This window comes from Tepidicaulis sp. (genome assembly GCF_965222285.1).
Taxonomy (GTDB): domain Bacteria; phylum Pseudomonadota; class Alphaproteobacteria; order Parvibaculales; family Parvibaculaceae; genus Tepidicaulis.
Map to the genome: position 1 here is coordinate 948,395 of NZ_OZ244942.1, position 13,920 is coordinate 962,314.

General features: G+C 57.9%; 11 protein-coding genes and 2 tRNA genes. 10 read left to right on the top strand and 3 right to left on the bottom strand.

Translation table 11 applies throughout. The features are described from left to right. Positions 1–10: 10 nt before the first annotated feature. Positions 11–85, bottom strand: a tRNA-Gln gene (locus ACOQOT_RS04470). A 109-nt stretch (positions 86–194) separates the two neighbouring features. Between ACOQOT_RS04470 and ACOQOT_RS04475 the strand changes: the two genes are divergently transcribed. Then, a tRNA-Pro gene (locus tag ACOQOT_RS04475) sits at positions 195–271 on the top strand. A 62-nt stretch (positions 272–333) separates the two neighbouring features. Here the strand turns inward: ACOQOT_RS04475 and asnB are convergent. Both asnB and ACOQOT_RS04485 read right to left on the bottom strand, forming a co-directional pair. After that, positions 334–2,181, bottom strand: coding sequence for an asparagine synthase (glutamine-hydrolyzing) (gene asnB, locus ACOQOT_RS04480; RefSeq protein WP_420561175.1), 1,848 nt, complete (start codon positions 2,179–2,181; stop codon positions 334–336). Between the two features lie 70 nt (positions 2,182–2,251). Continuing rightward, on the bottom strand, positions 2,252–3,529 hold the full coding sequence (locus ACOQOT_RS04485) for a polysaccharide biosynthesis C-terminal domain-containing protein (RefSeq protein WP_420561176.1): 1,278 nt from the start codon (positions 3,527–3,529) through the stop codon (positions 2,252–2,254). A gap of 186 nt (positions 3,530–3,715) precedes the next feature. Here ACOQOT_RS04485 and ACOQOT_RS04490 point away from each other — a divergent pair, with 186 nt between their 5' ends. The 9 genes from ACOQOT_RS04490 to ACOQOT_RS04530 all read left to right on the top strand — a co-directional run bounded on the left by ACOQOT_RS04490 (position 3,716) and on the right by ACOQOT_RS04530 (position 13,895). Next, positions 3,716–4,948: a glycosyltransferase family 4 protein gene (locus tag ACOQOT_RS04490; protein ID WP_420561177.1), complete on the top strand. Its 1,233-nt coding sequence runs from the start codon at positions 3,716–3,718 to the stop codon at positions 4,946–4,948. After that, on the top strand, positions 4,932–5,564 hold the full coding sequence (locus ACOQOT_RS04495) for a sugar transferase (RefSeq protein WP_420561178.1): 633 nt from the start codon (positions 4,932–4,934) through the stop codon (positions 5,562–5,564). Before ACOQOT_RS04490 ends, ACOQOT_RS04495 begins: the two co-directional genes overlap by 17 nt. Continuing rightward, positions 5,551–6,834: a glycosyltransferase family 4 protein gene (locus tag ACOQOT_RS04500; RefSeq protein ID WP_420561179.1), complete on the top strand. Its 1,284-nt coding sequence runs from the start codon at positions 5,551–5,553 to the stop codon at positions 6,832–6,834. The genes ACOQOT_RS04495 and ACOQOT_RS04500 overlap by 14 nt, the downstream gene beginning before the upstream one ends. 1 nt (position 6,835) lies before the next feature. Further along, positions 6,836–7,936 (top strand): non-hydrolyzing UDP-N-acetylglucosamine 2-epimerase, encoded by a 1,101-nt coding sequence (gene wecB, locus ACOQOT_RS04505; protein ID WP_420561180.1) that lies wholly within the window; start codon positions 6,836–6,838, stop codon positions 7,934–7,936. Next, positions 7,933–8,550 (top strand): acetyltransferase, encoded by a 618-nt coding sequence (locus ACOQOT_RS04510; RefSeq protein ID WP_420561181.1) that lies wholly within the window; start codon positions 7,933–7,935, stop codon positions 8,548–8,550. Before wecB ends, ACOQOT_RS04510 begins: the two co-directional genes overlap by 4 nt. Positions 8,551–8,585: 35 nt before the next feature. After that, positions 8,586–9,731 (top strand): DegT/DnrJ/EryC1/StrS family aminotransferase, encoded by a 1,146-nt coding sequence (locus tag ACOQOT_RS04515; protein ID WP_420561182.1) that lies wholly within the window; start codon positions 8,586–8,588, stop codon positions 9,729–9,731. A 96-nt stretch (positions 9,732–9,827) separates the two neighbouring features. Next, positions 9,828–11,198 carry a nucleotide sugar dehydrogenase gene (locus tag ACOQOT_RS04520; RefSeq protein ID WP_420561183.1) on the top strand — a complete coding sequence of 457 codons (1,371 nt, stop codon included), beginning with the start codon at positions 9,828–9,830 and terminating at the stop codon, positions 11,196–11,198. 13 nt (positions 11,199–11,211) lie between these two features. After that, positions 11,212–12,762 (top strand): Gfo/Idh/MocA family oxidoreductase, encoded by a 1,551-nt coding sequence (locus ACOQOT_RS04525; protein WP_420561184.1) that lies wholly within the window; start codon positions 11,212–11,214, stop codon positions 12,760–12,762. 8 nt (positions 12,763–12,770) lie between these two features. After that, positions 12,771–13,895 (top strand): DegT/DnrJ/EryC1/StrS family aminotransferase, encoded by a 1,125-nt coding sequence (locus ACOQOT_RS04530; RefSeq protein WP_420561185.1) that lies wholly within the window; start codon positions 12,771–12,773, stop codon positions 13,893–13,895. Positions 13,896–13,920 lie beyond the last annotated feature (25 nt).

Sequence of the window (13,920 nt, forward strand, 5' to 3'; positions counted from 1 at the left end):
TGCGGGCGGTTGGCTGGGGCGGCAGGATTCGAACCTGCGCATGGCGGTACCAAAAACCGCTGCCTTACCGCTTGGCTACGCCCCAAGACCGCTCATTAAGTGGCCGGAACATAGCGAGTGAATTGGGCTTCTGCAACGGTATTTCCCCCCTTGCAGGCCCGCCCGTGCCCCTGTATAACGCGCCCTCAACAAGGCGGAGCGTAGCGCAGCCTGGTAGCGCACCTCGTTCGGGACGAGGGGGTCGCAGGTTCAAATCCTGCCGCTCCGACCAGTCTTTCCCTAGACTTTTCAAGCCGCCTTTTACGCACTCGGGCAGAAACGATTTGCCCGCGATCAAATGCGCACGCCGTGCAGCTGCGCCCAGCGGTTGAGAATGAAGATACGGAAAGCCCCGCTCAAGGCGGCCCCAGCCCAATATCCTTTCGCTTCGAGCAGCGATGCAGCTTTGGCCGGATCGATCAGCGCGCCGATAGCAAAATCGGGCGATGCAAACGCTTCAGCGAAGATCTTTTTCAGCGGCCCTTGCATCCAGACCATTTGCGGTGTGACGAAGCCCATCTTGTCCCGCCGGTCGAGAATTGCATCGGGCACCCGCCCGCGCAGGGCGCTGCGTAACAAAGATTTGGTTTGCGCGCGTGACACTTTGAGCGAGGTGGGCAGCTCCAGCAAAAATTCCACGAGCCGGTAGTCGAGGAAGGGCACGCGGCTTTCGATACTCCAGGCCATGGAGTTGCGGTCCTCATAGCGCAGAAGCGGGGGGACGGAGAAGCGGAGCAAATCGTCGATCTGCCGCTCGCTTGAGCGATAGGTGGCAAGGCCCGAACCCGGGCGGCTTGCGGCCCATTCCTCCTGAAAACCCTTGCCCACCAGAGGCGACATTGGATCGGCCTGTCCTTTGCGCATGAAGGCGGGCAGATAGCGCACCCCTTCGGACAATTTTAAAAGCCCCTTGTCGCCGCGCGCCGCCCACCAGCCGAGGCCGGAGAGAAAATTCAGCCAATGGCCGGCCTTGGCCGCTTCCAGAAGGCTGTAAACCACATACTTGCGATACCCACAGAGCGCTTCATCGGCCCCTTGGCCGTCGAGCAGAACAGGGACCTCCGCCGCGCGCGCCGCTTTCATGAGCAGGTATTGGGCATAGATGCTGGCGGAAGGAAAGGGCTCTTCCTGCGCAAGAATGAGCGCATCGAGGTCGCGGATAAAAGCCTCCGCTTCTGGGAAAACCGTGTGCGCCTCTGCACCGCATTTCTTGATGACGAGGTCCGACCAGGCCCGTTCATCGAATGCCGGATCGCTTGAAGCGGAGGTGAATGTGGCAAACCGGTGTCCCTCGGGCAGACCTTCCGCCACAGTGCAGACGATAGAGGAGCTATCGAGCCCGCCGGAAAGGCAGGCACCGACCGGCACATCCGAGCGCAGCCGCAAGGAGACGGCGGAATCGAAAAGAGTGCGGAATTCCGTTTGTGCGTCTTCGGCGCCGATTTGGCGCGCGGCAAGGCGGCTTTCCTCCGCCGGCGCCCAGAACGGTTGCGGCGCAAGGGCGCACGGGGCATCGGCCTTGAGCACGGCGTAGTGACCGGGAGGAAAAGCCTCGATCCCCTCGAAGAATGTCTCGCGCGTATGGTTGACGGTCCCCCAGCGCAGAAAATCGGCGGCCCGTTCCCGGTTGAGCTTCCTACGCAATCCTTCTACTTGCAGAAGGGCTTTCAATTCAGAGGAAAAGTAGAGCGCGCCGTCGTGGCAGGCGGTATGCAGAGGTTTGATGCCGAAACGGTCCCGGCTGAGGATCAGCTCGCGCCGCCTCCCGTCCCAGATCGCCAGCGCCCACATGCCGTTAAAGCGCGAGAAAGCATCCGTCCCCCAGCGGCGATAGGCTTCCAGGATGACTTCTGTGTCCGTGCCGGTGTGGAACCGGCTGCCGGAGCTTTTCAGCTCGTCGCGCAGCTCCACATAATTATAGACCTCGCCATTGTAACAAATCGCAAGATCGCCCTCGGCACTCGCCATTGGCTGCAGGCCGGCTGTGCTCGTATCGAGAATGGCAAGGCGGCGATGCCCCAGAGCAAGGTGCCCGCCGCTTGAAGGGGGCGGGCTGTTGTGAACGATGGTGCAGCGTCCTTCAGCGTCGGCCAGCGCAAAACCTTCACCGTCCGGCCCCCGGTGCGCCTGCGCCCGCGTCATGGGCGCAATGGCCTCAAGCCCTCTCGGCGCTGAACTGAAGATACCGGCGATCCCGCACATGAAAGAGTCCTTAAGTGTGAGAGCGGGCGAGCCGCGCGCGCAGATAGGTGAGCACTGCCCAGTCCGGGCGGATAAGCGAAAGTAGGGACACATTGTCCTCCCGCGCAATCGCCCTCAACACATAAAGGCAGAATGTGCCGTAGGAAAGTGACGTGGCAATCGCGGCGCCATGGATGCCGAGCAGCGGAATGAGCGCGAAATTGGAGAGGAGGGTCGCTACCGCGCCAAGAGCGGCGGCTTTCGATGCTAGGGCCGTTCGTGCGCGGGCAAAGAGATAGAAGGAGCCGACTGCGCCGAGCGCCATGGCGTATATGCCGGGCAGTAGAAGGACCGTGGTAGTGGCGGCCGGCGTGAACTCGGAAGAAAAGAGAATCAGGACACCTGCCGGCGGCGCCAAGAGGGCAATGGGCAGAATGGCGATCAGCACGCCCAGAAGCGGTCGGATGACTTTGGCGCCTGAGGGGGTTTTACTGCTTGCCTGATGGGTTAAGGTGGCATTGACCAGCGAACGGGGCAGATAGAGAAAGACTTCGACCGCGGCCACGGCCACCGAATAAATGCCAAGCGCCGGTAGACCGAGCAGCCCGGCGACTATGAAATTGTCTAGCCGGAAATTTGCAACGCTCATCATAAAATAGGGGTAGGAGCGGAGCGCATAGCGCATCTGCCTTTTGAATGTCGGGATGTGAGCGAAGGGCAGTCCCTCACTGTCGTACCAGCAAATGACCAGCCAGAAGAGAGTTGTGAGCCCCAGGCCGATCGACCACCAGAACATTCCGGCTTCCGCGCTGAGCGTGCCACTCCCCGCTTCGATACCAAGTCCGGCAAGGAAAACCAGCATATGGAATGCCGTCCCCGCAAGGCGGACACCGAACCGGTTGGCGCCGTAAAGAAGGGAGCCGGTCGCCAGAAATAGCAGGCCGAGCGGTGCGTCGATCAAAAGCAAAATAAAAAGCGTGTCGGACAATTCACCTAAAATATTGGTGAAAAACCGCAAACCCAGCATGAGGGTGACACAGATTGCACTGAACGGGAGCGCCAGAAGAAGCGAGTTGCCGAAAAGCGCGGCTCTTCGGCGCCCCGACAGCGCCTTGGCGCCGAAAAAATTGTTAGATGTGTCGAGCCCGAAAATGCTCACTGTGGTGATGAGAGCAAAAGCGGACAAGAAAAGAGTGAAGGCGCCTTGGGCGGCAGGGCCGACGAGCCAAGCGAAAAGAAAGAGCGCCGCGGCCTTCCCAAGAAGAAGCACGGCATTCTCTAGTGCCGCCAGGAAGGTGGATTTGATCATGAGCGGGGCGCCGCCTCTCGGGACTTCGTCAGAATGGCCGTTTTTAGGTGGACCAGTTATAGCGGGCTGGAAAACATCATGAAAGGGCCCGGATTTGTTCACATCTGTGGTTTGGGGGAAACAGGTAGGCCAGTATAGTGCCGCGGACGGGGATGCGTTGCTTAAAGGATCGGTCAGAGGGCTTAAGTGAACATCTGGATTGTAAATCATTATGCGGTCCCGCCAGGGCAGGCGGGCGGGACGCGGCATTGGGTGTTGGGGCGCTACCTGCAAAGCGCTGGGCATTCCGTTTCCATCATTGCCGCGGATGTGAATTATCAAAGCCGTGCCTCGAGCGCCGAGCAGAAGAATTACCGGGCGCGAATCCATGATTATGATGGAATCAAGTTCCTTTGGCTGAATGCCCCAGAATACAGCAACCTGTTTAGCCGTATTGTGAATATGACGGTTTTCGCGCTGCGCGCCATCATAGGCCGAGCGCCCTCTTACCTCCCGCGACCCGATGTGATTATCGGGTCTACGCCGCATCCTTTCGCCGCCTTTGCGGCCTTCATTCTCTCCCGCAGATACAAGGCGCGCTTTGTGCTCGAAGTGCGCGATATATGGCCCGAGTCTCTTGTCGAGCTTGGTGGCTATTTCCGACTAAATCCTTTCATCGTTCTGATCGACCGGCTTGAGAAATTCCTGTTAAGGCGTGCCGACAAGGTCATCAGCTTGTTGCCTCAGGCGCGCGAGGACTTGGCCGGGAAAGGGGCAAAGGACGAGGCAATTGTCTGGATACCGAACGGTGTGGATGTGTCGCTGTTTCAGGATCCGGCACCTGAAGAACCGGGCTCCTTTTTCAAGATTTTTTATGCCGGGGCGCATGGTGTCGCCAATGGTTTGGATGTGGTGCTTGATGCAGCGAAAATTCTTCAGGATGAGGGGAACTCCCATATTCGCTTTGTGTTGATCGGTGATGGCACACGTAAGGAGGCGTTGAAAAACCGTGCTGCCGCCATGCAGCTTCAGAATGTGGAATTCCGGGCGAGCGTTCCGAAGAGCGGGATCCCTGCCGTTCTGCGTGAGGCGCATGCCTGTTTCATGCATTTGCGGAATTTGCCCGTCTTTAGGTGGGGCGTAAGTCCCAACAAGCTTTTCGACTACATGGCCGCCGCCCGGCCTGTCATATTTGCCGTTAACACCTCCGCCAATCCCGTCGATATGGCAAAGGCGGGCATAACTATTCCTCCTGAAGACCCTCACGCATTGGCGGATGCTGCTCGTCGATTGGCATCCTTGCCTGCCGAAGAACGCGTTGCGCAGGGCGCGCGCGGAAGGGACTATGTGATTGAGCATCACGGAGATGATGTGCTTGGCAAGCGGCTTTTGGAGCTTGTGTGCCAACTAGCGGAGGGTGGCGGTGACCGCAGGCTATAGATTTACAAAGCGCGCGATAGACGTTGCCAGCGTCCTCCTCCTGCTGCCAGTTCTCTTGGTGCCTATGGCAGGCATTGCGGTTCTTATCCGCCTGTCGCTTGGTTCGCCTGTTTTCTTTCGGCAGTTGCGGGCAGGTAAGAACGGTGAGCCGTTCAAGCTCGTGAAGTTCCGTACCATGCTGGATGCGGTGGATAAGGACGGCGAGCCGTTACCGGACGAAAAACGGTTGACGCAGCTGGGCCGTTTTCTTCGCTCTTCCAGCCTGGATGAGCTGCCCGAGCTCTGGAATGTGTTCAAAGGCGATATGAGCCTTGTCGGGCCGAGGCCATTGCTTGTCGACTATTTACCTTATTATAGCCCGGAACAGATGCGACGGCACGACGTTCGTCCGGGGCTGACCGGATGGGCGCAAGTAAATGGCAGAAACGCGGTTTCCTGGGAGGAGCGCTTGCGGGCGGATGCCGAATATGTAAAACGTGCGTCTCTTCTTCTGGACGGGTTAATATTAATAAAGACGTTAAAGGCCGTGCTCTCGGCTGAGGGGATATCGGCAGAAGGGCACGCGACCATGCCCCGGTTCGATGAGGAAATGCGCAGGAAGTATGGAAAACAGTGATCTGGAAGATGAAGTCGCGGCGAGCGGTAAGGGGATGCAGGTCTGGATCGTCAATCACTTCGCTCTGACACCCGATCAGGCGGGCGGCACGCGTCATATCGAACTGGCCAAGGAGCTTGGCAAGCATGATATCGATGTGACAATCGTTGGAGCGGGCAGGCATCATATCTCGGATAGGGATCATGTTCCGGAGGGAAAACCGTTCTTACGCGAGCAGGTCGACGGCGTTCGTTTTCACTGGATAAGGACTCCTTCTTCCAGCCCCAAGTACTGGCGGCGCATCTGGAATAACATCACTTTCGCGTTCTCAGTGATCAGGCGGCGCGGTTTGCGTGATTTGCCGCATCCCGACATCGTTATCGGCACATCACCCGATTTGATATCCGCTTTGTCGGCTTATGCAACCTCCCGTTTCTTCGGAGTTCCTTTTGTGTTGGAAGTCCGTGATATCTGGCCCCTTTCCGCGGTGCAGCTTGGTTATTTTTCGGAGCGCCACCCATTTATTATTGCATTGAGAATTATCGAAAAGTTTCTCTATAGACATGCAGACCGAATTATCACGCTCCTTCCTGATGCCCATCGGCACATCGTGCCGTCGGGGGGGGATCCAGATCACATTGTATGGATACCCAATGGCGTGAGCATTGGTGAACAACCCGCGGCGAGTGCTTATAAGCCATCTGCTGACGGAATATTTACGTTGATGTATGCGGGGTCACACGGAAACGCAAATAACCTCACAAATCTACTTGATGCAGCAAAAATTCTCCAACAACGGAACTCATCGCACGGCTTGAGTATTAGATTGGTAGGGGATGGGCCGAATAAGCCCATGCTGATGGATTACGCTAAAAGACACGGGTTAGATTTTGTTACATTCGAAGCTGCTGTGCCAAAAAAGAATGTAGGCTCTGTTCTGCATGAAGCCGATGCATTTTGTTTGGTTTTTCATTCCATGCCGATTTACCGCTATGGAATCAGCGCGAACAAACTATTCGATTATCTAGCGGTTGGCCGGCCTATAGTTATTGCTCTTGATGCTGATTACAATCCCGTAAGTGAGGCGGGTGCTGGTGTATGTGTGCCGGCGGAGGACCCTGAGAAGTTAGCAGATGCCATTGAAAACTTGAAAAAAGTGTCGCCGCGAGAGCGACTTAATATGGCTTTTAACGCGCAAGAATATGCACGGAAAAATCATTCGATGGCGATTTTAGGTGGTCGTTTGAGTGCTCTATTGAAATCACTCACCAATCCAACAAGTGCGAAGTAAGATGTTGAAGATTGTTTCTATTGTCGGCGCGAGACCGCAATTTATCAAAGCAGCGGTGGTCAGCCGCGCGATCTTTGCCGAGTCTGGTTTGGATGAAGTCATGGTGCATACGGGTCAGCATTATGACGAGGGCATGTCCGACATCTTTTTCTCCGAATTGTCGATACCTGCGCCCGCCTATAATCTGGCGATCGGCTCGGGCTCTCACGGACGCCAGACCGGACGAATGCTCGAAGGGATTGAGGAAATCCTTCTGAAAGAAAAGCCGGACTGGGTATTGGTCTATGGGGACACCAATTCTACTCTCGCCGGCGCCCTGGCTGCGTCAAAACTTCTCATTCCTGTAGCGCATGTCGAAGCTGGGCTGCGCTCGCGCAATATGCGCATGCCCGAAGAGCAGAACCGCATTGTTTCCGATCATTTGAGCTCCCTTTTGATGACACCGACGCTCGGAGCAAATACCAATCTCGAAAAAGAAGGCATCGCGGCCTCGAAAATCGACTGTGTGGGCGATGTTATGTATGACGCATCGCGTTTTGCGGCCGAGGCAGCGGCAGGCCGAGGCAAGGCGCTTCTGGAAAAGCTGGGTCTGAAGGATGGAGAATACGTCCTTTCGACAGTGCATCGCGCAGAGAACACGGATGACCCGGCACGGCTGCGTGCCATTTTGGAAGGGTTGGCAAAGGTAGCCGGGCAATTGCCGGTGTTGTTGCCGCTGCATCCCCGGACCAGGAACATGGTGAAGGGAGATGCAGAGCTGGGGAGCTTTCTCGCCCAGCTGCAGATCATCGACCCGGTCGGATATTTCGATATGGCGAGCCTTGAGGCCGGTGCAGCACTGGTCGCGACCGATTCAGGCGGCGTTCAAAAAGAAGCCTATTTTCACGGCAAGCCTTGCGTCACACTGCGCGATGAGACCGAATGGACGGAGCTGGTCGAGCTCGGCTGGAACATAGTGCAGCCCCCCGTTTCGGCGGAGGCGGTGGCCGGCGCCATTTTGGCGGGAATTGGCCGGCTCGGGCAGGAAGGCGAGCAGCCCTATGGGGCAGGTGACGCCGGCCGCCGGATCGTCGAGGCGTTGAAGAGAAAAAGCGGCGCATGAAAGATAGAGACGGGGTCATTGTAATCGGGGCGGGCGGTCACGCTAAAGTCGCGGCAGCGGCACTGGAGGCGCGCGGCACCGAAATCATCGGTTTTTTTGACAAGAATCCTGCTCTGAAAGGGCAGCTAATTCTGGGACGGGAAATCCGCCTGCAAGAAGAGGTGGAACCGGTCCTGGCCGATTACGAAGCCATTCTAGCGATTGGTGAAAACCGGGTGCGTCAACACCTGGCAGATGAGATGAAGCCTGCTGGCTGGCATAGCGCCATTCATCCCACGGCTTGGGTGCATGAGAGTGCCCGGATCGGCAAAGGTGTTCTGATATGCGCCGGCGCCATCGTTCAGCCCGATGCGGAAATCGGCGATCACGCGATTATCAATACCGGTGCCATTGTCGAGCATGATTGCAAGGTCGGCGCCTTTGCGCACCTTGCCCCCTCTTCTTGTTTGGGCGGTGACGTGCAGGTGGAAGAGGGATGTTTTCTCGGCCTTGGCGCGAAGGTCATTCCCGGGACACGGCTTGGCGCCTGGTCGATTGTAGGCGCCGGCGCCGCCGTGATAAGAAATGTGGCCTCCGGCGCCAAGGTCGGCGGCGTGCCGGCGCGGCCTCTTTGAGAGGGCTTGGCCCGCCCTACCGCAGGACGATTTGAATGTCAGCTTTTCCCACGCCCTCGGGCGAACGCATCCTGCTTTCCCCGCCTCATATGAGCGGCCGAGAGCGGCCCTATGTCGATGAAGTTTTCGAGACCAATTTCGTGGCGCCGGCAGGGCCGATGCTCGCCCGTTTCGAGCAGATGTTTTGCGAGGCGACGGGGTTCCCTCACGCCGTTGCGGTGGCAAGCGGCACAGCGGCTATCCATCTGGCATTGCGCTGCCTGGGCGTCGGGCCAGGTGACAAGGTTTGGGCGCCGACCTTCACCTTCATCGCGTCCATAGCGCCTATTACCTATCAAGGCGCGCAGCCGGTCCTGTTTGATTGCGATCCGGAAAACTGGACGCTCGATTTGGATCTTGTTGCGGAGGAACTGCCGAAGGCGGCAGCTCGAAACGACCTTCCCAAGGCAATCATCGCCGTCGATCTTTACGGCCAGCCTTGTGATTATGATCGCCTGCGGGCTTTAGCGGACCCATATGGGGTGCCGGTAATCGCCGATGCGGCAGAGGCGGTGGGCTCCTTTCTGCACGGCCAGCATGCAGGCAGGGGGGCGACCTGCGCGGCATTCTCCTTTAACGGCAACAAGATTCTGACGACCGGCGGCGGCGGGCTTCTTGCGAGCGAGGATAAGGTGCTGGTTGAGCATGCCCGGAACCTATCCCAACAGGCTCGCCAACCTGTGCCGTATTACGAGCATAATGAAATAGGATACAACTACCGGATGAGTGCGCTCAATGCTGCCGTTGGCTGCGGTCAGCTCGAGGTGCTTGAGGAGCGGGTGGCACGCCGGCGGGAGATTTTCGAGGCGTATCGTCAGGGCTTGGGAAATCAGGCGGGTGTCAAGTTTCTAGAGGAAATATCGGGGGCTCGCGCCAATCGTTGGCTGACGGTGCTCACCTTGCCTGAAGAACTGGATTCGGCGTCAATTGTCGCAGAGCTTGATCGATATGGGATCGAGGCGCGCCAGCTCTGGAAGCCGATGCACTGCCAAAAAGCTTTGGCAGATGCGCCCTATATCGGTAGGAATGTGGCTGAATCGCTGTTCAAATGCGGTATCTGCTTGCCCTCCGGCAGCGCCATGGTAGAAGACGAAATTCGCTTTGTCATAGAGGCTATATTGTCAGTATGGAATAAAGCGTAAGCTGGCGGTGGCGCTGGTCAATAAATTGGGTTAAGACGGCATGAATTGCAGGCCGGACTGGGGGCGGTCTGAGCCGGAGTTTTGGGGAATTACAAAATGAGTTTGAACGAGCAAATTGCTCCGGTGGAGGAGGGTCTGTCGCTGTCGGATGCGCTCATTTCCCGGATAGAGTCCACTGAAGCGCGGGTTGGCGTGGTGGGGCTTGGCTATGTTGGGCTTCCCCTTGTGCAGCTTTGCTGCCGGCAAGACCTTGCCGTCATTGGCTTTGACATCGATCAGGAAAAAGTCGGCCTTCTGAACGACGGCAAGAGCTATATCGGCCATATCCCTTCTGAGGCCATCGGCAATTTGCGCCGCAACCACCAGTTTGAGGCGTCCAGCGATTTCGACCGCATTTCCGAAGTGGATGTCATCATCGTTTGCGTACCCACGCCTCTCACCCGGCACAGAGAGCCGGATCTGACGGCAATCGAAGCAACGGCCGAGGCGATTGCGCCGCGCCTTCGCGAAGGCCAGCTCATTGTTTTGGAATCGAGCACGTTCCCTGGCACCACCGACGAGGTGATGAAGCCGATCCTTGAAAAAAGCGGTTTGAAAGCCGGGGTGGATTTCTTCCTCGCCTATTCGCCTGAGCGTGAAGACCCCGGCAATAAAACCCACACGGCACAGACCACCCCGAAAGTGGTAGGCGCGGATGGCCTCGAGGCGCTGGCAGCAACGCGCGCGCTTTATAACAAGATCATCGATGCAACCGTGGTCGTCTCCAATAGCCGGACGGCGGAAGCGGTGAAGCTGACCGAGAATATTTTCCGCTCGGTGAACATTGCGCTCGTCAACGAGCTCAAGATCATTTTCGACAAGATGGGGATCGACGTCTGGGAAGTGATCGATGCCGCCGCGAGCAAGCCTTTCGGCTTCATGCCCTTTTATCCGGGCCCCGGCCTTGGCGGACACTGTATTCCAATCGACCCCTTTTATCTCACCTGGAAGGCGCGTGAATTCGATGTCCCGACCCGCTTCATCGAGCTGGCCGGTGAAATTAACACACATATGCCCAATTATGTGGTCGCCAAGCTCTCGCAGGCGCTGAACGATCATTTTGAGCGCTCGGTGAAGGGCTCGCGCATTCTCATTCTCGGCATCGCCTATAAGAAAGACGTCGATGACATGCGTGAAAGCCCCTCGCTTGTGCTGATGGAGCGTCTTGAGGCCGCCGGCGCGAAAGTGGATTTCCACGATCCCTTCATCCCGGTCGTGCCGCATACCCGCGAACATGACAATCTCTCCGGCCGCAAATCCGTGGAACTGACCGAAGAAACGGTAGGAACCTACGATGCCGTCTTGATCGCGACCGATCACAGCACGGTGGATTATGCGCTCGTTTCCCGTCATGCGCCGCTTATCGTGGACACACGCAACAGGGCCTATACGGGCGCGGATGCGAAAGCCGTAATCATCAAAGCCTAATCGAGTATCAACAATGACGTCGTCCAATGCGAAGGTGGTGGTGTGCGGGTGCGGCCACTGGGGAAAGAATCTTGTCCGCAATTTCGCCGAGCTTGGCGCGCTTGCCGGGGTGAGCGATCCGAACCAGGCACTCGCCGGGAAATTCGCCGAAGAATACGGCGTACCCGCGCTCTCCTGGGATGAAGTGCTGACGTCTGATGCGGGCGCGGTCGCTATCGCGGCACCGGCAGAACTTCATGCCCGTCTCGGCATTGCCGCGATGCGCGCGGGAAAGCATGTCTATATCGAAAAGCCCCTGGCGCTCAGTAAAGCGGATGGCGAAGCGCTTTTGAACGTGGCGGGCGAAACGGGCCGGCGGCTGATGGTCGGCCATTTGCTGCAATACCACCCTGCGTTTCTTGCGCTTCATGAGCTGGTGAAGAAGGGCGAGCTTGGCCGGCTGCAATATGTTTATTCCAACCGGCTGAGTCTCGGCAAAATCCGCCGCGAGGAAAATGTGCTTTGGAGCTTTGCGCCGCATGACATTTCCATGATCCTGGCGCTGGTCGGTGAAGAGCCCGACACGGTGACGAGTACGTTCTCGCCCATTCTGCACGATAAAATCGCCGACACGGTCCAGGTTCAGCTCAAGTTTCCGAGCGGTGTGTGCGGGCATATTTTTGCCTCCTGGCTGCATCCGTTCAAAGAGCAGAAACTTGTGGTTATCGGCGAGCGCGGCATGGCGGTTTTCGATGACCGGGCAGGCTGGAGCGAAAAGCTTACGCTCTACCGCCATTCGATCAATTGGGGCGGGCCGGTTCCCTCGCCGAATGCCGCCGATGCCGAACCTGTACCCTTGCCTGAAGCAGAGCCGTTGAAACTCGAGTGTCAGCATTTCATCGATTGCGTGACCGAAGACAAGCAGCCGCGCACGGACGGTGCCGAGGCGCTGCGTGTGCTGAACGTTTTGTTGGCCGCCGATCCGGCCGCGGCAAAAGGTGAGGGGGCGGCACGCTTCCCGGGTGTGAAAATCCACGAAAGCGCCTATGTGGATGATCCCGTCACGATCGGCGAAGGCACGCGGATCTGGCATTTCAGCCATCTTTTGGGGAATGTCGATGTCGGCAAAGGCTGTTCCATCGGCCAGAATGTCGTCATCGGGCCGAATGTAAAGGTCGGCGACAAGTGCAAAATCCAGAACAATGTCAGCCTGTATGATGGCGTTGAACTGGAAGACGGCGTTTTCTGCGGCCCGTCCTGTGTCTTCACGAATGTGAACAATCCGCGCTCGGAGGTGGAGCGCAAGGACGAGTTCCGCAAGACGCTTGTCAAGCGCGGCGCAAGCATCGGCGCGAATGCCACGATCGTCTGCGGTCATACGCTCGGCGAATACAGTTTCGTGGCGGCCGGCGCCACGGTGACGAAGGATGTGCCGGCCTATGCCTTGATGGCCGGCGTGCCGGCCAAGAGGATCGGCTGGATGAGCAAGGCCGGCGGCCGGCTCGGCGCCGATCTCAAATGCCCCATAGACGGCACCCAGTACCGTGAATCAGGCCCCGACAAACTCGAAGAAGTAACGGAGTGACAGCGAAGATGAGCGCGCCAGCCATTCAATTTATCGACCTTGCCGCGCAGCAAGCGAAAATCCGCACCAAGATCGATGCGGCGATCGCGCGTGTGCTCGACCATGGCCAATATATCATGGGGCCGGAAGTGCGCGAGTTCGAAGCGCAGCTCGAAGATTATACCGGCGCCGCGCATGCACTTGCCTGCGCCAACGGCACGGACGCCCTCGCGGTTGTGCTCATGGCCTGGGGCGTCGGGCCCGGCCATGCGGTGTTCGTTCCCTCGTTCACCTATGTTGCGAGCGCGGAAGTTGCAGGCATGCTGGGAGCGACGCCTTTCTTCGTCGATGTGCATGAAGAGACCTTCAACATCGATCCCGCAAGTTTCGAAAAGGCGATTGGGGAAGCGAAAGAACAGGGGCTTGAGGCTTCCGTTGTGGTGCCGGTGGACCTCTTCGGCCAACCGGCGGATGCGCCGGCCATTCAGAAGATTGCCGATGCGCATGGTATCAAGGTCATGGTCGATGCGGCACAAAGCTTCGGTGCCGCCTTGCATAACAAGCGCGTGGGCACCTGGGGCCATGCGACAACGACCAGCTTCTTTCCGGCCAAACCGCTCGGCTGTTATGGGGATGGCGGCGCGATTTTTACCAATGACGACGAGTTGGCGAATGTCATCAACTCGATCCGTCTGCACGGTAAAGGCAGCGAGAAATATGACAATATCCGCATCGGGATGAATTCCCGCCTCGACACGATCCAGGCCGCGATCCTGAAGGAAAAACTGGCGATCTTCCCCGAGGAAGTCATTGCCCGCGACCGTGTGGCCGCGCGTTATACGCAAGCGCTGAAAGATGTCGCCCGTACGCCGAAACTGATGGATGGCGCAACCTCCGTCTGGGCGCAATATACGCTCATCGTGGAAAACCGCGATGCGGTTCAGGCCAAATGCAAGGAAGCCGGTGTGCCCACCATGGTCTACTACCCCATGGCCCTCTCGCAGCAGACCGGCTACAAACATTACCCGGCTGTCTCAGGCGGCACGCCTGTTTCCGACAGCCTGTCCGGCCGCGTCCTCAGCCTGCCCATGCACCCCTATCTGGGGGAAGAGGAGCAGGAGTACATCATCAAAGTCGCTTGTGATAGCCTATAGAATGGTCTAACGGGTTCTCGAGAAA